We start from the raw sequence: 20878 nt of genomic DNA, 5'->3' as shown, positions 1-20878 counted from the left end.
CTGGTGTGTTACCTATACTTGGGAATGCTCGCCAGCCGAACCCTGTTCTTTTCTCCGCAATGTGATGAAAACGGGGACCGGCGCCGAATGACATCCGCGGCGCGCACTACTTCCAACCGGTGGCGGGCAGCGCTCGACACCCCTCACCACCTCGACGAAGGGTCAGTTCTCCAGTGGCAGCTCTGCAGTGGGATCCCATTGACAACAAGGCGGTAGACACAGCCCGCGTTCTGGCGGCCGACGCGGTGGAGAAGGTGGGCAACGGACATCCCGGCACCGCTATGAGCCTCGCCCCCGCTGCCTATCTGCTCTTCCAGAAGGTGATGCGCCGCGACCCCCGCGACCAGCACTGGCTGGGCCGGGACCGCTTCATCCTCTCGGCCGGCCATAGCTCGCTGACGCAGTACATCCAGCTCTACCTCGGCGGCTACGGACTCGAGCTGGGAGACCTCGAGGCGCTCCGCACCTGGGGCTCGCTGACGCCGGGGCACCCCGAGTACGGGCACACCGACGGGGTGGAGATCACCACCGGCCCGCTCGGCCAGGGCATCTCCTCCTCGGTCGGCTTCGCCTACGCCGCCCGCTACGAGCGCGGCCTGTTCGACCCGGAGGCCGCGCCGGGCACCAGCCCGTTCGACCATTTCGTCTACGTGATCGCCGGCGACGGCGACCTGCAGGAGGGCGTGAGTTCGGAGGCCTCCAGCCTCGCCGGCCACCAGCAGCTCGGCAATCTGATCGCGATCTACGACAGCAACCAGATCTCGATCGAAGACGACACCGACATCGCCTTCACCGAGGACGTCCAGGCGCGCTACGAGGCCTACCACTGGCATGTGCAGGTCGTCGACTGGAAGAAGACCGGCGTCTACACCGAGGACGTCCAGGCGCTCAACGACGCGATCGTCGCCGCGCAGGGCGTGACCGACAAGCCCTCGCTCATCATCCTTAAGACCATCATCGGCTGGCCGTCGCCGAAGAAGCAGAACACCGGCAAGATCCACGGCTCCGCCCTGGGCGCCGACGAGCTGCGCGCGGTCAAGGAGGTGCTCGGCTTCGACCCCGAGCAGACCTTCGAGGTCGCCGACGAGGTCATCGAGCACACCCGCAAGGCCGTCGAGCGCGGCGCCGCGCAGCGCGCCGAGTGGCAGAAGGGCTTCGATGCCTGGGCCGCCGCGAACCCGGAGCGCAAGCAGCTCCTCGACCGCCTGCTCTCCGGCGCCGCGCCCGAGGGCATCGCGGACGCGCTGCCCGTGTTCGAGGCCGGCAAGGACATGTCGACCCGCGCCGCCAGCGGCAAGGTCATCAACGCCATCGCTCCGGTCATGCCGGAGCTGTGGGGCGGATCGGCCGACCTCGCCGAGTCGAACAACACGACCATCGAGGGCGCCGCGTCCTTCGTTCCGGTGGAGCACTCGACCCACGAGTGGACCGGGAACCCCTACGGCCGGGTGCTGCACTTCGGCATCCGCGAGCACGCGATGGCAGCGATCATCAACGGCATTGCACTGCACGGACACACCCGGGCCTTCGGCGGGACGTTCCTGATCTTCAGCGACTACATGCGCCCCGCGGTGCGCCTCGCAGCGCTGATGCGGGTTCCGTCGATCTTCGTCTGGACGCACGACTCCGTGGCTCTCGGCGAGGACGGCCCGACGCACCAGCCGATCGAGCAGCTCTCCACGCTGCGAGCGATCCCGCAGCTGGATGTCGTGCGCCCTGGCGATGCGAACGAGGTCGCCCACGCCTGGAAGACCATCCTCACCCGCCGGAACGGCCCGGCCGGAATCGCGCTGACCCGCCAGAACATCCCGGTGTTCGAGCGCGGCGACGGCGAAGCGGCGGGCGACACCCTGGCCTCCGCCGAGAATGTCGCCAAAGGCGCCTACATCCTGGCCGAGGCGCCGGGCGGCACGCCGGACGTGCTGTTCATCGCCACCGGCTCCGAGGTGCAGATCGCGCTCGAGGCCCGGGACGTGCTGCGCGGCGAAGGGATCAACGCCCGCGTCGTCTCCGCCCCGTGCCTCGAGTGGTTCGCCGAGCAGGACGCCGCCTATCGGGAGAAGGTCCTGCCCGCCGCCCTCAAAGCCCGTGTGTCCATCGAGGCCGGACTCGCCTTGACCTGGGACAAGATCGTCGGCGACCACGGCCGCAGTGTCTCGATCGAGCACTTCGGCGCTTCGGCGGACTACAAGACGCTGTTCCGCGAGTTCGGAATGACCACCGAGCACGCCGTCGCCGCCGCGAAGGAATCGCTCGCGTCGCTGTGAGCGCGGGCACGAAGGAAGAGAAGAAAAGAAGACAATGACAGACGCATCCTCCACCGCTGTCTCCCCGACGGCCGCCCTCTCCGCCGCCGGGGTCAGCATCTGGCTCGACGACCTCTCGCGCGAGCGGATCGCGACCGGCGGCCTGCACAGGCTCATCGCCGAGAAGAACGTCGTCGGCGTGACCACGAACCCGACGATCTTCGCCGCCGCTCTCGCCCAGGGCGCAGCCTACGACGAGCAGCTGCGCGGTCTCGCGGCCACCGGCGTCAGCGTCGAGGACGCGATCTTCGAGATCACGACCGACGACGTCGCCGACGCAAGCGACATCTTCCACGATGTGTACACGGCCACCGACGGCGTCGACGGCCGGGTCTCGATCGAGGTGGAGCCGGGCCTCGCCCACGACGCCGCCGCGACCATCGCCGAAGCGAAGCGCCTCGCTGCGAAGGTCGACCGCCCGAACGTGCTCATCAAGATCCCCGCGACGGTCGAGGGCCTCGAAGCCATCGCCGAGACCATCGCAGCCGGCATCAGCGTCAATGTGACGCTCATCTTCAGCCTGGAGCGCTACCGCGGCGTCATCGACGCCTACCTCACCGGGCTCGAGAAGGCCAAGGCCGCAGGCATCGACCTCTCCGGCATCCAGTCGGTCGCTTCGTTCTTCGTCTCGCGCGTCGACACCGAGATCGACAAGCGGCTCACGACCATCGGAACCGGCGAGGCGCTCGCCCTCAAGAGCAAGGCCGGCATCGCGAACGCCCGCCTCGCTTACAAGGTCTATGAGGAGGCATTCGCGAGCGACCGCGCCAAGGCGCTCGTCGCCGCCGGCGCGAACGAGCAGCGCCCGCTCTGGGCGTCCACCGGCGTCAAGGACCCGAGCCTGCCCGACACCCTCTACGTGACCGAGCTCGTCGCGCCGAACACCGTCAACACCATGCCGGAGAAGACGCTCGACGCGACCTTCGACCACGCACAGCTCGCCGGCGACACCGTCACCGGCGAGTACGCCAGGGCGCAGGGCGTCCTGGACGCGCTGGCGGCCCTCGGCGTCGACTATGACGACGTGACCGCCACCCTCGAACGCGAAGGTGTGGACAAGTTCATCGTGTCGTGGGGCGAACTCGTGGAGACCGTGCGAAAAGCGCTGACGGAAGCGCAGAGCTCGGAGGCAGCGCAGTGACCTTCCGCATCCATGTCACCGGCCCCGCCGCACAGGCGGTCGAGACCATCGTCCTGCAGCTCGTCGCCGACCGCGTCGCGTCCGGCATCACCGCGCAGAACCCCGCCCTGTGGGGGCCCGCCGCCGAGTCCGAGGCCGCCAAGCGCCTCGGCTGGACGGAGGCCGTCGCGATCTCCCGCCCGCTCGTGGACGAGATCGTGGCTCTGCGCGAAGAGCTGCACGCCAAGGGGGTGAACCACATCGTCCTCGGCGGCATGGGCGGCTCCTCGCTCGCGCCGGAGGTCATCACCCGCACGGCCGAGGCCGAACTGACCGTGCTCGACTCCACCGCGCCCGGACAGGTGCTCGCGGCCCTCCGCGACCGCCTCGCGAAGACGGCTGTGGTCATCTCCTCCAAATCGGGTTCGACCCTGGAGACGGACAGCCAGCGCCGCGTCTACGAGAAGTGGTTCCGGGAGGCCGGCATCGACCCGCGCGAGCGCATCGTCGTCGTCACCGACCCGGGCTCCCCGCTCGACGCGTCGGCGCGCGAGGCGGGCTACCGCGTCTTCAACGCCGACCCCGACGTCGGCGGCCGCTACTCCGCGCTGACAGCCTTCGGGCTGGTCCCCTCCGGCCTCGCCGGAGTGGATGTCTCCGAGCTGCTGGACGAGGCGGAGGCGACGCTCATCGAGCTCGCTGTCGACAACGACGCGAACCCGGGCCTTGTGCTCGGGGCGGCGATCGCCGGAACGACCCCGCTGCGCGACAAAATCGGAATTGTCGCCGACGGCACCCACATCGTCGGCTTCGCCGACTGGGCGGAACAGCTGATCGCCGAGTCCACCGGCAAGGAAGGCACCGGCCTGCTGCCCGTCGTCCTCGACAGACTCGCCCCCGAGCTGGAGGCCAGGCCCGCCGATCTGCAGATCGTCCGTCTCGTCGCCAACGCGGAAGCGCACCATCTGTTGCCGGCCGACCGGCACGAGGGCGAGATCCTCGTCTCCGGCAGCCTTGGCGCGCAGCTCATCGTCTGGGAGTACGCCACCGCCGTCGCCGGCCGCTTGCTCGGGATCAACCCCTTCGACCAGCCGGATGTGGAGGCCGCCAAAGTGGCCGCCCGCGCACTGCTCGACAACCGTCCCGAGCCGGTCGCCCCCGCGTTCACCGCGGGCGGGATCGAGGTGCGGACCACCGGAGACTTCCTGGGAGGTGCCTCGACCCTGGACGCCGCCGTGAACGCGCTCCTCGCGCAGCTCGGCCCCGACGGTTACATCGCGGTGCAGGCCTACGTCGACCGGATCGCGCTCCCGCAGCTCGCGGGCGTGCGCGACCTGCTCGCCGCCAAGGCCGAGCGCCCGGTCACCTTCGGCTGGGGGCCTCGATTCCTGCACTCGACCGGTCAGTTCCACAAGGGCGGCCCCGCCGTCGGCGTGTTCCTTCAGATCACCGCCGCAGCCCCCGAGGATCTGGAGATCCCAGACCGTCCGTTCACCTTCGGCCAGCTCATCCAGGCCCAGGCGGCGGGCGACGCCAGCGTCCTCGGCGAGCACGGCCGCCCGGTGCTGACCCTGACGCTCACGAACCCCGAGGCGGATGTCGTCTCGCTGTTCGAGGCCGCCAACTGAGCCGTCGATCTAAGGAGATCACACTTTTGCCACCGGTGGACATCACCCCAGAGTTCAATCCGCTCCGGCTCCCCTCCGATCGACGGCTGAACCGCATCGCTGGTCCGAGCAGTCTCATCATCTTCGGTGTCACAGGCGACCTGTCGCGCAAGAAGCTGATGCCGGCCGTGTACGATCTCGCGAACCGCGGTCTGCTGCCTCCCGGATTCTCGCTCGTCGGGTTCGCCCGGCGCGACTGGGAGGATCAGGACTTCGAGAAGGTCGTCTACGACGCGGTCAAGCAGTACGCGAGAACCCCGTTCGACGACGACGTCTGGAAGAAGCTCGCCCAGGGCATCCGCTTCGTCCCCGGCGAGTTCGACGACGCCGAGGCGTTCCGGCGCCTCAAGGAGACCGTCGAGTCGCTGGACGAAGAGCGTGGCACGATGGGCAACCACGCGTTCTACCTCTCGATCCCGCCGAAGGCGTTCCCGCTCGTCACCGAGCGGTTGCGCACCTCGGGGCTCGCCGACCAGTCCGGCACGGGATGGCGTCGCGTCGTCATCGAGAAACCGTTCGGCTCCGACCTGACGACAGCGCGCGAACTGAACCACGTCGTCGAGTCCGTCTTCCCGCCGGATTCGGTGTTCCGCATCGACCACTACCTCGGCAAAGAGACGGTTCAGAACATCCTGGCGCTGCGCTTCGCGAACGAGCTGTACGAGCCGATCTGGAACGCCAACTACGTCGACCACGTCCAGATCACGATGGCGGAGGACATCGGCGTCGGCGGCCGGGCCGGCTACTACGACGGCATCGGCGCGGCCCGGGACGTCATCCAGAACCACCTGCTGCAGCTGCTCGCGCTCACCGCGATGGAAGAGCCCATCTCGTTCAACGCGACAGACCTCCGGTCCGAGAAAGAGAAGGTGCTCGCCGCCGTCCGCCTGCCGGAAGACCTGGAGAAGGCGACCGCTCGCGGGCAGTACTCCAGCGGCTGGCAGGGGGGTGAGAAGGTCGTCGGATTCCTGGAGGAGGACGGGATGAACCCGCGCTCCGCCACCGAGACCTACGCAGCCATCAAGCTCGACATCGGCACCCGGCGCTGGGCGGGCGTCCCGTTCTACCTGCGCGCCGGGAAACGCCTCGGCCGCCGTGTCACCGAGATCGCCGTCGTGTTCAAACGCGCTCCGCAGCAGCTCTTCGCGGAGTCGCAGACCAGCGCACTCGGCCAGAACGCACTCGTGATCCGCGTCCAGCCGGACGAGGGCGTCACGATCCGCTTCGGCTCCAAGGTGCCCGGCGCCGGGATGCAGGTGCGCGATGTCAGCATGGACTTCGGCTACGGCCACGCCTTCACCGAAGCGAGCCCCGAGGCCTACGAGCGGCTCATCCTCGATGTGCTGCTCGGCGATCCGCCGCTCTTCCCCCGCCACGAGGAGGTCGAGCTCTCCTGGAAGATCCTCGACCCGATCGAAGAGTTCTGGGCCGCCCAGGGCCAGCCCGAGCAGTACCGCCCCGGAACCTGGGGCCCGAAGTCGGCCGACGAGCTGCTCGCTCGCGACGGCCGCGTTTGGAGACGTCCGTGATCGTCGATCTTCCCGACACCACCACCAGCAACATCTCGAAGACACTGGTCAAGATCCGCGAAGAGGGCGGCGCCGTCGCCCTCGGGCGGGTCCTGACCCTGATCATCGCCACCCATCTGGGCCAGGAGGAGGAGGCCATCGAGGCCGCCAACGACGCCTCCCGCGAACACCCGATGCGCGTCATCGTGGTCTCGACCGAAGAGGAGCGCTCGGCGAACGACGATGGCCGGCTGGACGCCCAGATCCGCGTCGGCGGCGACGCCGGTGCGAGCGAGGTCATCGTGCTGCGCGCCTACGGCGAGACCGCAAGCGACGAGGAGGGACTGGTCACCGGCCTGCTCCTCCCGGACGCCCCGGTCGTCGTCTGGTGGCCCGGCATCGCACCCGCGAAGGTCTCGCGCTCGCCTCTCGGCCGCATCGCCACCCGCCGGATCACGGACGCCTCCGCGCAGCCGAACCCGCAGGAGGCGCTCACCGGGCTGGCCGAGACCTATGCGCCGGGCGACACCGACTTCGCCTGGACCCGTCTCACGCTGTGGCGGGCCCAGCTGGCCGCCGTTCTCGACCAGCCGCCCTACGAGCCCATCCGGGGCGTCGAGGTGGCCGGGGCGGCCGACTCCCCCTCCACTCTCCTCCTCGCCGCCTGGTTGCGCTTGCAACTGCGGATTCCGGTGCAGTACGATCTGGCTTCGCGCGCGGTCGGCTCCGGCGGCATCCACGGTGTCCAGATGGAGCGGTCGTCCGGCACGATCGAGCTGGAGCGCGAGGCGCCGAACGTGGCGCGTCTCTCCCAGCCCGGTCAGCCCAGCCACGACCTCGCGCTGCCGCGCCGCAGCCTCCGGGACTGTCTCGCGGAAGAACTGCGTAGGCTGGACCCGGACGACCTCTACGGCGAGGTGATCACGAAGGGTCTCGGTCTTCTCGAGACCTCGGACGAAGGAGTGGGCACGACAGCATGACGAACGAACGACGGGTGCTTGTCCACCCCGACAAGGAGGCCCTGACGGCCTCGGTGGCGGCGCGGTTCCTCACGAAGACGATCGACATCCTGGACGATCGGAACGAGGCCAATATCGCTCTCACCGGCGGCGCGATGGGCATCGCGGTGCTCGAGGCGGTGAACGCCTCCCCCGCCCGCGACACGATCGACTGGTCGAAGGTGCATTTCTGGTGGGGCGACGAACGCTTCGTCGAGCGCGCGAGCCGGGATCGGAACGAGCGTCAGGCGCGCGAGGCGCTCCTCGACCACCTGGACGTTCCAGCGGAGAACATCCACCCGTTCCCGGCCGAGGACGACATCCCGGACATCGACGAGGCCGTGCGCGTGTTCGCGACCGAGCTGGAGGCCTTCGCTCCCGAAGGCGAGCTCTTCCCGAGGTTCGACATCACCTTCCTCGGTGTCGGGCCCGACGGCCACATCGCCTCGCTGTTCCCCGACCGCCCCGGCATCCGCGAGACGGAGGCAACGGTGATCGCCGAGCGCGAGGCGCCCAAGCCGCCGCCGCGGCGCCTCAGCCTGACCCGTCCGGTGCTCAACGCTTCGGACCGGATCTGGCTGGTGCTCGCCGGCAGTGACAAAGCGAGCGCCCTCGGCCTCGCCCTCGCGGGTGCGAGCTACACCGAGGTGCCGGTCGCGGGTGCCAAGGGCCGCAAACGCACCGTGTTCTTCGTGGACCTGGATGCCGCCGTGGACGTCCCCGAGAACCTCATCACACCGAGCTACTAGCCCGCGCTGCGAGAGAAGCCCCCGCCGGTCTGTTCGTTCTGCCAGACCGGCGGGGGCTTCGTGGTGCCGCGCAGTGTCAGGTGCTGGTGAGCTTCCCACGGCGGGCGCGAAGCTGGTTCAGCGCGTCTTCCAGAAGCTGTTCCGCTTCTTCCTCCGAACGACGCTCCTTCACATAGGCGAGGTGCGTCTTGTACGGCTCGGCTTTGGCGACCGACGGCGGGTTCTCCTTGTCGCGACCGGCCGGCAGACCGGTGGACGGCGAATCGATGACCTCCGGAATCTCTTCGTCTGGCAGGTTCGCCGCGAAATAGCGCACGGTCTCGTTTCCGAGCGCGTCCCAATACGAGATAGCGATGCGGTCCGCGTGGAAACCGCGGTCCTGCTCCCCCATCGGCCCCGCACCGACACGCGAACCGCGAATGGCGCTTCCTCCGGATGCCACTGATACTCCTCTGGTGAAAAGGGTGCGCGCCGTCAGGCGCTGAACTTGGTGATGAGACCGAGGACCACGATGCACACGATCCAGATGAGGCCCAGGATGACGGTGATCCGGTTGAGGTTCCGTTCCGCGACCCCCGACGCACCGAGGTTGGAGGTGACGCCACCGCCGAACATGTCGGAGAGACCGCCGCCACGGCCCTTGTGCAACAGGATGAGCAGCGTCAGCAGGAGACTGGTGATCCCCAGCAGCACCTGCAGTACGACCTGGAGAATCTGCACGCTTTCCCTTTCACTGCGCCGGACCGTTCCCGACGAAAACCAAGGACCAGTATAACTGGTCGGCCGCGTCAGACCACGTGCTTCTGGTACCGGATGATCGCCGCGAACTCGGCGACGTCGAGGCTCGCACCGCCGACGAGGGCACCGTCCACGTTCGGCTCGCGCATGAAGCCGGCGATGTTGCCCGACTTCACCGAACCGCCGTAGAGGATGCGTGTCTTCGCCGCGACCTCATCGCCCAGTGCCTCCGCGATCACAGCGCGGAGCGCCGCGGCGACCTGCTCGGCCTGTTCCGGCGTCGCCGCCTGGCCCGAGCCGATGGCCCAGACAGGCTCGTACGCGACGACGAAGTCAGCCGCCGAGTCGATGCCTGCGAGGGCCGCGCGCAGCTGGGCGACCGGAACGGCGCTCGCGCCGTGCTTCTCCAGGTCTTCGGCCGTCTCACCGACGCAGACGATCGGCGCGATGCCGTTCTTGACCGCTTGCGCGGTCTTCGCCGCGACCTGCTCGTCCGTCTCGTCGTGCAGCGTGCGCCGCTCCGAGTGGCCGATGATCACATAGCGGGTCTCCAGCGCCGCGAGGAACGACGCGGCGATCTCGCCGGTGTAGGCGCCCGAGTCGTGCTCGGAGACGTCCTGGCCGCCGAACGCGATCGGGAGTTTGTCGGCCGCGACCAGCGTCTGCACGCTGCGCAGATCGGTGAACGGCGGGAAGACCGCCACCTCGACCGCGCCGAAGTCGTGACCGGCGTCCTTGAGCGTCCAAGCGAGCTTCTGCACGACCGCGATGGACTGGAGGTGGTCGAGATTCATCTTCCAGTTGCCGGCGATGAGCGGCACACGCCGCACACTCGATGTCACGACATCGCTCACTGCTGCCATCCCAAAACCTCCAGACCCGGCAGGCGCTTGCCCTCGAGGAATTCGAGGCTCGCACCGCCACCGGTAGAAATGTGGCCGAACTGGTCGTCCGAGAAGCCGAGCGAACGAACCGCCGCGGCCGAGTCGCCGCCCCCGACGACGCCGAGACCGTCGACCTCGGTGAGCGCCTGGGCCACGGCCTTGGTGCCGGCCGCGAACGGGGCCAGCTCGAACACGCCCATCGGGCCGTTCCAGAACACCATGCGCGCGGCGCGGATGTACTCCGAGAACACCTCCGCGGTCTCCGGCCCGATGTCCAGGCCGAGACCGGAGGCGCCCCAGTCGGTGTCCTCGATGCCGTCGACGGGACGAACACTGTGCTCCGCGTCCGCGCCGAAGGCGGAGGCGACCACGACATCCCGCGGCAGCACGATCTCCACGCCCCGTTGCTCCGCCTGCTCCAGGTAGCCCTTGACGGTGTCGATCTGGTCCGCCTCGAGGAGGCTGGAGCCGACCCTGTGGCCGAGCGCGGCGAGGAAGGTGAACAGCATCCCGCCGCCGATGAGCAGCGAGTCGACGCGCGGCAGCAAGTGGCCGATGACGCCGAGTTTGTCCGACACCTTCGAGCCGCCGAGCACGACCGCGTAGGGCCGCTCGGGATTCTCGGTGAGACGGTCGAGCACGTCGAGCTCGGTCGCGATGAGCGTGCCCGCGGCGCTCGGGAGCGCCTTGGCCAGCTCGTAGACGCTCGCCTGCTTGCGGTGGACGACGCCGAAGCCGTCGGAGACGAAAGCGTCGCCGAAGGCCGCGAGCTTGGCCGCGAAGGCCACGCGCTCGGACTCGTCTTCGCTGGTCTCACCCGGGTTGAAGCGGAGGTTCTCCAGGAGAGCGACATCGCCGTCCTCAAGGCGGGCTACGGCCTCCTCGGCGCCGCCGCCCACGGTGTCACGGGCGAAGGTCACCGGCTTGCCGAGAAGTTCGGAGAGCCGCTGAGCCACCGGGGCCAGGCTGTACTTCGCATCCGGGGCGCCCTCGGGACGGCCCAGATGCGAGAGGACGACCACCTTCGCGCCCTGGTTGATCAGGGCGTCGAGGGTGGGCACGGAGGCTCGCACGCGGCCGTCGTCCGTGATCTTCCCGTCCTTCAGGGGGACGTTCAGATCGCACCGGACGACGACGCGCTTTCCCGCGAACGAACCGAGTGAATCGAGGGTGCGGAGCGCCACGATACGGTTCCCGGGCTTAGAGACGCTCGGCGACGTACTCGGTCAGGTCGACGAGACGGTTGGAGTAGCCCCACTCGTTGTCGTACCAGCTCGAGACCTTGACCAGGTTGCCGCTGACGTTCGTCAGCTCGGAGTCGAAGATCGAGGAGTGCGGGTTGCCCTGGATGTCGCTGGAGACGATCGGGTCCTCCGTGTACTGGAGGATGCCGGCGAGCCGGCCTTCGGCGGCCGCCGCGGCGTAGGCCGCGTTGATCTCCTGGACCGTCAGGTCGTCACGGCCCGTGATGAGCGTGAGGTCGACGATGGAGCCGACGGGGACCGGGACGCGGTAGGAGGAGCCGCTCAGCTTGCCCTGGAGGTCCGGAAGCACCAGTCCGATGGCCTTGGCCGCGCCCGTCGACGCCGGAACGATGTTCACCGCCGCGGCACGAGCGCGACGCAGGTCGCTGTGCGGGCCGTCCTGAAGGTTCTGGTCCGCCGTGTACGCGTGGGCCGTCATCATGAAGCCGCGCTCGATGCCGAAAGTGTCGTTGAACACCTTCGCGAGCGGCGCGAGGCAGTTCGTGGTACACGAAGCGTTCGAGATGATGTGGTGGTTCGCCGGGTCGTAGCCCTGCTCATTCACACCGAGGACGAATGTGCCGTCCTCACCGCTGGCGGGGGCCGAGATGATGACCTTCTTGGCGCCGGCCTCGAGGTGCTTCCTGGCGTCGGCGGCCTTGGTGAAGCGGCCGGTCGACTCGACGACGATGTCGACGCCGAGGTCGCCCCAGCCGAGGTTGGCCGGGTCACGCTCCTCGAGGACCGTGATCGGCTTGCCGTTCACGACGATGCTGTCGCCGTCGAGCTCGACCGTGGCGTCCAGGGGGCCGGTGGTGGAGTCGTACGTGAGCAGGTGGGCGAGCGTCTTGTTGTCGGTGAGGTCGTTCACCGCGACGATCTCGACACCGCTGCCCTTGGCGAGGGCCGCGCGAAGGTAGTTACGACCGATGCGACCGAACCCGTTGATACCGATCTTGACGGACACAGATGTCTCCCGTTTGCTTGAAAGGGGCGCCGGAGGCGCGATGTGTTGTGTGGTGGGCGGACGACAGCGTCCCGGGAGGGACCCTCCCGGGACGCCTCTCAGCTATGAGAGTACCAGCAGACCCGAGGTGCTCTGACGCGCCCGGGCGAAGCGCTGGCCGACATCGGCCCAGTTGACGATGTTCCAGAACACTTTGACGTAATCCGCCTTCACATTGACATAGTCGAGGTAGAAGGCGTGCTCCCACATGTCGATCAGGAGCAGCGGGATGGTCGCCGCCGCGAGGTTGGCCTGGTGGTCGTACAGCTGCTCGATGATGAGCTTCTGGCCCAGCGAGTCCCAGGCGAGGATCGACCAGCCGGAGCCCTGGATGCCGAGGGCGGAAGCGGTGAAGTGTGCGCGGAACTTGTCGAACGATCCGAAGAACTCATCGATCGCCGCCGCGAGCTCGCCCTCCGGTTTGTCCCCGCCTTCCGGCGAGAGGTTGTTCCAGAAAACCGTGTGGTTGACGTGACCGGCCAGATTGAAGGCGAGGTCTTTCTGCAGTTTGTTCACGGAGGTGAGGTCGTCCGCATCGCGGGCCTCGGCGAGCTTGACGAGGGCGGTGTTCGCACCGTCGACATAGGTCTTGTGATGCTTGTCATGGTGCAGTTCCATGATCCGACCGCTGATGTTCGGCTCGAGGGCCGAATAGTCATAGGGAAGATCGGCGAGCGTGTAGTCAGCCATTACTCATCTCCAATTGATTCGAGCGACGTTGTCAGTCTAGTGAGAGCAACGCCGGCCGCCGCGGGTTGCTTCCCGGAGGCTACACCTCGTCGTCGAAGTCCGCGGGAAGGCTGGCCTCCGTGCTGGGGACGCCCAGATCCGACGCGCGCTTGTCGGCCATCGCCAGGAGACGGCGGATACGGCCGGCCACAGCGTCCTTGGTCATGGGCGGATCGGCGTAGTGACCGAGTTCGTCCAGGCTCGCGTCGCGATGGGCGAGGCGCAGCCGTCCGGCATACTGCAAGTGCTCCGGGATGTCGTCGCCGAGGATCTCCAGCGCCCGCTCCACTCGCGCGCAGGCAGCGACGGCGGCCTGCGCCGAACGGCGGAGGTTGGCGTCGTCGAAGTTGACCAGACGGTTCGCCGTCGCGCGCACCTCGCGGCGCTGGCGCAGCTCCTCCCAGTTGGAGACCGTCTGCGCCGCGCCCATCTGGACGAGCATCGCACTGATCGCCTCGCCGTCGCGGATGACGACGCGATGCACGCCACGGACCTCCCGGGCCTTGGCCGCCACGCCGATCCGGCCGGCGGCGCCCACGAGCGCCATCGCGGCTTCGTTGCCCGGGCAGGTGACCTCCAGCGCTGCGGAACGGCCCGGGTCGGTCAGCGAGCCGCTCGCGAGGAAAGCACCACGCCATACGGCGGCCAGCTCCTCGCGGGAGCCGGTGGTCAGGCGGTTCGGGAGACCCCGGATCGGCCGGCGGCGCGCGTCGAGCAGACCGGTCTGCCGGGCGAGCGTCTCGCCCCCGTCGAGCACGCGGACGAGGTACTGGCTGGCGCGGCGCACACAGGAAGCCGAGATCACCGAGACATCGCTGCGAACGCCGTAGAGCTCCGCGAGGTCCTTGCGCACGCGGCGCGCCAGCTCGGGGGTGTCGAGCTCGCTCTCGACCGCGATCCGGCCGCCAATCAGGTGCAGGCCGCCGGAGAACCTGAGGATGGTGGCCAGCTCAGCGGCCCGGACGGTCGTCTTGCTGACCTCGACCTTCGTGAGCTCGTCTTTGACGTCGGCGGTGAGAGCCAATCGGATTCCTTTTCTGTGGAGACGGCGCGGGTCACGCCGTGGGGGAGGCGGCCGACGTCATTCACGGCCCAGATCACGGTGTTTGGTGCTCACCGCGAGACCGGGAAGGATTCTCAACCGTGCAGCGAGCTCTTCCGCAATCGCGACCGAACGGTGCTTCCCTCCCGTGCAGCCTACCGCGATCGTGGCGTGCCGCTTGTTCTCCCGCTGATATCCGACGAAGATCGGCCGCAACGCCGCGAGGTAGCCCTCGATGAACTCCTCGGCGCCGGTCTGCTGCAAGACGTCGTCCCGGACGACCTCGTCGAGCCCCGTGTGCGGCCGGAGCTCCGGCTTCCAGAACGGGTTCGGCAGAAACCGGGCGTCGGCGACGAGGTCGGCGTCCGCGGGGAGACCGTACTTGAAGCCGAAGCTCATGACGGTGACCTGGACGCCTGCGGTGTTCTCGTCCGCGAAGGTGTCGGTGATGCTGGTGGCGAGCTGGTGGATGTTGAGGTCGCTCGTGTCCACGATGATGTCGCTGGACTCGCGGATCTCCCGCAGCCGGGCGCGTTCGGCGGTGATGCCGTCGAGGAGCGTGCCGTTGCCCTGCAGCGGGTGCGGCCGGCGCACCTGCTCGAAGCGCCGGACCAGGGTGGCGTCCGCAGCCTCCAGGAACAGGACGCGCACCTTCGTGCCCTCGCGCAGGGACTGGATCATCTCCTGCAGGTCGGCGAAGAAGTTGCGGCCGCGGACATCCACCACGGCCGCGATGCGCGGCAGTCCCGACTCGGCCCGGTTGGCCAGTTCGATGAGCGGACGGAGCATCTGCGGCGGCAGATTGTCGACCACGTACCAGTCGAGGTCCTCCAGGGCGTTGGCGACCGTGGAGCGGCCCGCCCCCGACATTCCGGTGACGATCAGCACTTCTTGCTGCTCGGCGGTGGTCTCGACGTCGCTCGTCACGGATGCTCCTTCTTCGCGGGTCTGGCCCCCAGCCTACTGAGTGAACGCGGCGGCCACGATGTCCATTCGCGCTCCCGGCGGTGACCTCAGCGGTCCGCGAGCCGCTCGAACACCGCCGCCGCGAGCCTGGGGCCGACCCCGCGCACCTCGGCGATCTCCTCGGGCGCCGCCCGCCTCAGCTGTGCGACCGAACCGAAATGCTTCAGCAGCTCCTTCACGCGCGCGGGGCCGAGCCCCGGGATCTCCCCCAGCACGGTCGTGATATCGCGCTTCCGCCGGGCGCGCTGGTAGGCGATCGCGAACCGGTGCGCTTCGTCGCGGATGCGCTGGATGAGGAACAGCGCGTCGCTGTTGCGGGGCAGGATGACGGGGAAGTCCGAGCCGGGCAGCCAGACCTCCTCCAGGCGTTTGGCGATCCCGGCCAGCTGGACGCCGGACACACCGGACTCCTCCAGCGCCCGGCGGGCGGCGGCCACCTGCGGCTGGCCGCCGTCGACGATGAGGAGGTTCGGCGGGTACGCGAACTTCTTGCGACGCCTCTCCGCGGCCTCGGCGGCCTCCGCGTCCACGCCGGTCCCCGGGTCGTCGCCGTTCTCCGGGGGGAGCACCTCGACGGACGGCTCCTCGCGCAGGTACGCCAGCCGCCGGGAGATCACCTGGTAGATGGATTCGGTGTCGTCGGCCGACTCGGGGATGCTGAACCGGCGGTACTGATCTTTGCGCGGGAGCCCGTCCTCGAACACGACCATCGACGCCACGATGTTCGTTCCGCTCAGGTGGGAGACGTCGTAGCACTCTATGCGGAGCGGAGCGTCCTCCATCCCGAGGGCGTCCTGGATGTCGCTGAGCGCCTTCGACCGCGCGACGAAGTCGGAGCTGCGGCGGGTCTTGTAGAGGACAAGAGCGTTCTTCGCGTTCATCTCCGCGGTCTGCGCGAGGGCGGCCTTGTCGCCGCGCTGGGCCACCTTGAGCTCGACCCGCCCGCTCAGCCGGCCGCGGGTCGCCGACGGGTCGCTGACACCGCCGCCGCTGTTCTCGTGCCGGCGGGCGGTGAGCCACTGCCCCAGCTCGGCGGCATCGTCCGGGAGAACCGGCACCAGGATCTCCCGCGGCGGCGCATCCGCCCCCTCGTAGGCGTTCTGCATGACGGTCTCGATCAGCTCGCCGAGTTCGACATCCAGTTCCTTGTCGACCACCCAGCTGCGCACACCGCGGATGCGCCCGCCACGGACGATGAACTGCTGCACGGCCGCGGCGAGCTCGTCGTGGGCGATGCCGAAAGCGTCGAGGTCGACGTTGTCCTGGAGCACGACGGCGCTTTTGCCCATCGCGGCCTCCAACGCCTGGATCGCGTCGCGATGCCGCGCGGCCGCCTCGTAGTCCATCGTGCCCGCTGCCTGCTTCATCTTCTCCGTCAGGTCGCGGATGTATGCGCTGTCGTCGCCCGCCATGAAGGAGACGAAGTCCTCGGCCAGCCTCCGATGCTCCGGGGGCGTCACCCGGCCCACGCAGGGGCCGGCACACTTGCCGATGTCTCCGAGCAGGCAGGGCCGGCCGGTGAGCTCCGCTCGGCGGTACACGCCGTCCGAGCAGCTGCGGACCGGGAACGCCTTGAGCATGAGGTCCACCGTATCGCGGATGGCCCACACCTTCATGTACGGGCCGAAGTAGCGCGCGCCCTTCGTGTTCCGGTTGCGCGTCACCATGACCCGTGGGATGCGCTCGCCGAGCGTCACCGCCAGATACGGATACGATTTGTCGTCCCGGAACTGCACGTTGAACGGCGGGTTGTACTCCTTGATCCAGGTGTACTCCAGCTGCAACGCCTCGAACTCGCTGCCCACGACGGTCCACTCGACGCTCGCGGCGGTCGTGACCATGCGCCGGGTGCGCTCGTGCAGGCTGCGCAGGGGCTGGAAGTAGTTGCTCAGCCGCGCGCGCAGATTCTTCGCCTTGCCGACGTAGAGCACGCGGCGCGTCTTGTCACGGAAGCGGTACACGCCCGGCTGGGTCGGGATCTCGCCGGCCTTGGGCCGGTAGCTGACGGTGTCTGCCACGGCGGGAGTCCTAAGCGGCGCCCTGCGCGGCCGACGTCTCGCCCTGCAGGATCTCCTTGAGGAAGTGCCCGGTGTGGCTGCCCAGCGCCTCCGCGACCTGCTCGGGCGTCCCGGTCGCGACGACCGTGCCGCCGCCCGTGCCGCCCTCGGGACCCATGTCGATGATCCAATCGGCCGATTTGATGACGTCGAGGTTGTGCTCGATGGTGATCACGGTGTTGCCCTTGTCGAGCAGACCGTTCAGCACCAGCAGGAGCTTGCGGACATCCTCGAAGTGCAGCCCCGTCGTCGGCTCGTCGAGGACGTAGACGCTGCGGCCGTTCGACCGGCGCTGCAGCTCGGTCGCGAGTTTGACGCGCTGCGCCTCGCCGCCGGAGAGCGTGGTCGCGCTCTGGCCGAGTCGCACATAGCCGAGCCCGACCTCCACCAGCGTCTTGAGATAGCGGTGGATGGCCGAGATCGGCTCGAAGAACTCGGCCGCCTCACTGATGGGCATGTCGAGCACCTCGGCGATGCTCTTGCCCTTGTAGTGGACCGAGAGGGTGTCGCGGTTGTAGCGCGCTCCCCCGCACACCTCGCACGCCACGTAGACATCGGGCAGGAAGTTCATCTCGATCTTGATCGTGCCGTCGCCCGAGCAGGCCTCGCAGCGGCCGCCCTTGACGTTGAAGCTGAACCGGCCGGCCAGGTACCCACGCGTCTTCGCCTCCGGCGTCTCCGCGAAGAGGTTCCGGATGCGATCGAACACCCCGGTGTAGGTCGCCGGGTTCGAGCGCGGGGTGCGGCCGATCGGAGCCTGGTCGACGTGGACGACTTTGTCGAGGTTGTCGAGCCCGGTGACCGTGCGGTGCTTCCCCGGCAGCTTGCGTGCGCCGTTGAGCTTGTTCGCCAGCACGCGGTACAGGATGTCGTTCACGAGCGACGATTTGCCCGAGCCGGAGACGCCGGTCACCGCGACGAACACCCCGAGGGGGAAGTCGACGGTCACCTTCTGGAGGTTGTTGGCCGTGGCGTCCACGACCTTCAGCATCCGCTTCTTGTCGATCGTGCGGCGCTTCGGCGGGACGGGGATCTCGCGACGCCCGGAGAGGTAGTCCCCGGTCAGCGAAGCGGTGTTCTCCACGAGATCGGCATAGGAGCCCGAGTGGACGACGTGCCCGCCGTTCACGCCCGCGCCGGGGCCGATGTCCACGATCCAGTCCGCAGTGCGGATCGTGTCCTCGTCGTGCTCGACCACGATGAGCGTGTTGCCGAGGTCGCGCAGGGCGACGAGCGTGTCGATGAGCCGGCGGTTGTCGCGCTGGTGCAGCCCGATGCTCGGCTCGTCGAGCACGTAGAGCACGCCCGTCAGTCCGGAGCCGATCTGCGTCGCCAAGCGGATGCGCTGCGCCTCGCCGCCGGAGAGCGTCGCCGCCGCCCGTGCGAGGTCGAGGTAGCTGAGACCGACCTGGATGAGGAAGTCGAGCCGGATCTTGATCTCTCGCAGCACCTGGGCGCCGATCTTCTGTTCCCGCTCGGTCAGGTGCAGCTTCTCCATGAAGCCGCGCGCGTCGCCGAGGCTCAGCTCGGCCGCGTCGGCGATGGAGCTGCCGTGGATGAGCACGGCGAGCACTTCCGGCTTCAGGCGCTTCCCCTTGCAGACGGGGCACGGCACCTCGCGCAGATACTCGGCCCACCGGGCGCGCTGCGTGTCCGTCTCGGCCTGCAGGTACTGGCGCTCGATATAGGGCACCACGCCCTCGAAGCCCGAGGTGTAGGACATCTCGCGACCGTAGCGGTTCTTCCACCGCACCTTGACGTCGAAGTTGTCGCCGTGCAGCACGGCGTCCCGCACGCTCTGCGGCAGTCTTCTCCACGGCGTCGTGAGCGAGAACCCGAGGTCACGCGCCAGGCCGTCGAGCAGCTTCTCGTAGTAGCTGAAGAGGCCCTTGCCCTGCGTCGTCCAGGGGACGATGACACCCTCGGCGATGCTCAGGTTCTCGTCGCCGAGGAGCAGCTCGTCGTCCACCGACATCCGGGTGCCGAGGCCCGAGCACTCCGGGCACGCGCCGAACGGCGCGTTGAACGAGAAGGTCCGCGGCTCGATCTCGGTCAGCTGGAGGGGGTGGCCGTTCGGGCAGGAGAGCTTTTCGGAGAAGCTCTGCCACGCCTCCGGGCCCTCGCGGTCGACGAAGTTGACCTGCACCAGCCCATCCGTCAGCCGCAGCGCGGTCTCCAGCGAGTCGGTGAGCCGTCCCAGGATGTCAGGGCCTGCCACCAGACGGTCCACCACGACCGAGATGTCGTGTTTGTACTGCTTTTTGAGAGTGGGCGGGTCGCTCAGCTGCACAGGCTCGCCGTCCACCAGCGCTCGCGAGTAGCCGCTGGCCGCCAGCTCCTTGAAGAGATCGACGAACTCGCCCTTCTTCTGGGAGACGACCGGGCTGACCACCATATAGCGGGTGCCGGGCTCCACCTCCATCAGCTGATCGGCGATCTGCTGAACGGTCTGCCGCTGGATCCTCTCGCCGCAGACCGGGCAGTGCGGCACGCCGATACGCGCCCAGAGCAGCCGCATGTAGTCGTAGATCTCGGTGATCGTCCCGACCGTCGAGCGCGGGTTGCGGTTCGTGGATTTCTGGTCGATCGACACCGCCGGGCTGAGCCCCTCGATGAAATCCACATCCGGACGGTCCACCTGGCCGAGGAACTGCCGGGCGTACGCGGACAGCGACTCGACGTACCGCCGCTGACCCTCCGCGAAGATCGTGTCGAACGCCAGCGAGGACTTCCCCGACCCGGAGAGGCCCGTGAACACGACCATCGAATCGCGCGGGATCTCCAGGTCCACATTGTTCAGGTTGTGTACCCGCGCGCCGCGCACACTGAGATGCGAACCCGTGACCTTGCCGATGTTGCCGGTACCCTGAGTGCTCACTCGTTCCATTCTCCGCTTATTCCCCTGGGACTGCGACCGTTGTTCGCCCAGCGCGCACCCACGTGCAGCTGCTCGAGCCCGGCAGACCGTTCGAAGTTTTGTTCGATCCTATCGGGTTCGGCGCACGCTGTGATGACAGGGCGAGCGTACGGGCAACCTCCGACATTCTCTCCCCGGCCGGCCAGAGACGATCACCGACGCCTCCGATCGGCGCTCTGCGCCGCCATCGGACTCCTCTGCCCGAGAACCGGACGGGCGTATCGGTCACAACAGGCGACGGCGACCGTGTCTCTCTCTGAGCCCGGAGCACGAGGCACTGGGAATGTGCAGCGCTTATGTCACCAGCGCGATCCACGCCTCCGTGTTCGAACCCGCCGAGGTCCCGCTCTCACCGAGGGGAGCCGGAACGCGTACCCGGGCATCCTCGGCATCGTCCAACGCGTGGGAGACGAGTTGAAAGCCGAGAGGGTCTCGGCGGAGACCTTCGATGCGATGGTCACCGCCCACGCCCGCGTGATCCGAGAATACTGCGCGAGGATATACGGATCGACACACGAACGAGGAGACCACGAATGACTCAGCGGACCCCGAAACACACCCTCCAGGCCGGGATCGTCATCACGTCCGTCGGCGCGGTCATCCTCATCCTCAGTGGCGACATCATCTCGAACATGGTCATCTTCAACGAGCCCTCCGGACAGGCCCTGTTCGGCGTCATCAGCATTCTGACCAGCGCCATCCGATTCATCGCGATCCCCCTCGGCTGCGCCCTCATCGCAGCCGGCCTCATCATGCGATATGCGCCACCTCCACGACCGCCCCTTCGCGCACCTCGACACCGAAACCGAGCGATAGCCGCGCGATACGGGGTTCGGACCGCTGCTGAAAGCGTGCGGCCCAGCCTGATCGAGCCTCGGCGAAGGAGATTCGCCGCTCCGCGGCCGGGATGGGCCGGGATCGACCGAGGATGTCGCGACCCTGCATCC

At 68.2% G+C, this 20878-nt stretch carries 16 protein-coding genes; 6 read left to right on the top strand and 10 right to left on the bottom strand.

The features are described 5' to 3' along the window. Positions 1–173: 173 nt before the first annotated feature. Genes tkt through pgl form a run of 6 tightly spaced genes read left to right on the top strand, consistent with a single transcriptional unit; the run spans position 174 to position 8348 of the window. Positions 174–2267: a transketolase gene (gene tkt / locus O159_RS05740; RefSeq protein WP_021754801.1), complete on the top strand. Its 2094-nt coding sequence runs from the start codon at positions 174–176 to the stop codon at positions 2265–2267. Positions 2268–2301: 34 nt separating this feature from the next. After that, on the top strand, positions 2302–3447 hold the full coding sequence (gene tal / locus O159_RS05735) for a transaldolase (protein WP_021754799.1): 1146 nt from the start codon (positions 2302–2304) through the stop codon (positions 3445–3447). Then, on the top strand, positions 3444–5054 hold the full coding sequence (locus tag O159_RS05730; protein WP_021754797.1) for a glucose-6-phosphate isomerase: 1611 nt from the start codon (positions 3444–3446) through the stop codon (positions 5052–5054). Before tal ends, O159_RS05730 begins: the two co-directional genes overlap by 4 nt. 26 nt (positions 5055–5080) lie before the next feature. Next, complete coding sequence (zwf, locus tag O159_RS05725) at positions 5081–6622, top strand: glucose-6-phosphate dehydrogenase (protein WP_043993557.1); 1542 nt, start codon at positions 5081–5083, stop codon at positions 6620–6622. Next, complete coding sequence (locus O159_RS05720; RefSeq protein WP_043993556.1) at positions 6619–7581, top strand: glucose-6-phosphate dehydrogenase assembly protein OpcA; 963 nt, start codon at positions 6619–6621, stop codon at positions 7579–7581. Before zwf ends, O159_RS05720 begins: the two co-directional genes overlap by 4 nt. Next, a complete protein-coding gene (pgl, locus tag O159_RS05715; RefSeq protein ID WP_021754794.1) occupies positions 7578–8348 on the top strand; it encodes a 6-phosphogluconolactonase in 771 nt (256 codons plus the stop codon). Before O159_RS05720 ends, pgl begins: the two co-directional genes overlap by 4 nt. Before the next feature lie 76 nt (positions 8349–8424). Here the strand turns inward: pgl and O159_RS05710 are convergent, their stop codons facing one another. From O159_RS05710 to uvrA, 10 genes are all read right to left on the bottom strand, one after another. Next, on the bottom strand, positions 8425–8790 hold the full coding sequence (locus O159_RS05710; RefSeq protein WP_021754793.1) for an RNA polymerase-binding protein RbpA: 366 nt from the start codon (positions 8788–8790) through the stop codon (positions 8425–8427). A 32-nt stretch (positions 8791–8822) separates the two neighbouring features. Then, a complete protein-coding gene (secG, locus tag O159_RS05705; protein WP_011185999.1) occupies positions 8823–9068 on the bottom strand; it encodes a preprotein translocase subunit SecG in 246 nt (81 codons plus the stop codon). 68 nt (positions 9069–9136) lie between these two features. Then, positions 9137–9949 (bottom strand): triose-phosphate isomerase, encoded by an 813-nt coding sequence (gene tpiA, locus O159_RS05700; protein ID WP_043993554.1) that lies wholly within the window; start codon positions 9947–9949, stop codon positions 9137–9139. Then, positions 9937–11154: a phosphoglycerate kinase gene (locus O159_RS05695; RefSeq protein ID WP_021754791.1), complete on the bottom strand. Its 1218-nt coding sequence runs from the start codon at positions 11152–11154 to the stop codon at positions 9937–9939. The genes tpiA and O159_RS05695 overlap by 13 nt, the downstream gene beginning before the upstream one ends. 16 nt (positions 11155–11170) lie before the next feature. Next, positions 11171–12181: a type I glyceraldehyde-3-phosphate dehydrogenase gene (gap, locus tag O159_RS05690; RefSeq protein WP_021754790.1), complete on the bottom strand. Its 1011-nt coding sequence runs from the start codon at positions 12179–12181 to the stop codon at positions 11171–11173. A 102-nt stretch (positions 12182–12283) separates the two neighbouring features. Next, positions 12284–12910: a superoxide dismutase gene (locus tag O159_RS05685; protein WP_021754789.1), complete on the bottom strand. Its 627-nt coding sequence runs from the start codon at positions 12908–12910 to the stop codon at positions 12284–12286. Positions 12911–12989: 79 nt separating this feature from the next. Continuing rightward, positions 12990–13973, bottom strand: a complete 984-nt coding sequence (gene whiA / locus O159_RS05680; protein WP_021754788.1) for a DNA-binding protein WhiA — start codon at positions 13971–13973, stop codon at positions 12990–12992. A gap of 57 nt (positions 13974–14030) precedes the next feature. Beyond that, the gene (rapZ, locus tag O159_RS05675; RefSeq protein ID WP_021754787.1) at positions 14031–14918 is read right to left on the bottom strand and encodes an RNase adapter RapZ; all 888 of its coding nucleotides are present in this window, start codon (positions 14916–14918) and stop codon (positions 14031–14033) included. A gap of 86 nt (positions 14919–15004) precedes the next feature. Then, positions 15005–16975 carry an excinuclease ABC subunit UvrC gene (uvrC, locus tag O159_RS05670; RefSeq protein WP_021754786.1) on the bottom strand — a complete coding sequence of 657 codons (1971 nt, stop codon included), beginning with the start codon at positions 16973–16975 and terminating at the stop codon, positions 15005–15007. 10 nt (positions 16976–16985) lie between these two features. Then, positions 16986–19892 carry an excinuclease ABC subunit UvrA gene (gene uvrA, locus O159_RS05665; protein WP_021754785.1) on the bottom strand — a complete coding sequence of 969 codons (2907 nt, stop codon included), beginning with the start codon at positions 19890–19892 and terminating at the stop codon, positions 16986–16988. Positions 19893–20878: the final 986 nt, after the last annotated feature.

Source organism: Leifsonia xyli subsp. cynodontis DSM 46306 (genome assembly GCF_000470775.1).
Classification (GTDB): Bacteria; Actinomycetota; Actinomycetes; order Actinomycetales; family Microbacteriaceae; genus Leifsonia; species Leifsonia cynodontis.
This window is presented reverse-complemented; position numbering and strand designations above follow the sequence as displayed.

Bases quoted from the DNA above. Each gene is read 5' to 3' on its own strand.
- tal (WP_021754799.1), top strand. From the start codon at position 2,302: ATGACAGACGCATCCTCCACCGCTGTCTCCCCGACGGCCGCCCTCTCC.
- pgl (WP_021754794.1), top strand. From the start codon at position 7,578: ATGACGAACGAACGACGGGTGCTTGTCCACCCCGACAAGGAGGCCCTG.
- tpiA (WP_043993554.1), bottom strand. From the start codon at position 9,949: ATGGCAGCAGTGAGCGATGTCGTGACATCGAGTGTGCGGCGTGTGCCG.
- O159_RS05685 (WP_021754789.1), bottom strand. From the start codon at position 12,910: ATGGCTGACTACACGCTCGCCGATCTTCCCTATGACTATTCGGCCCTC.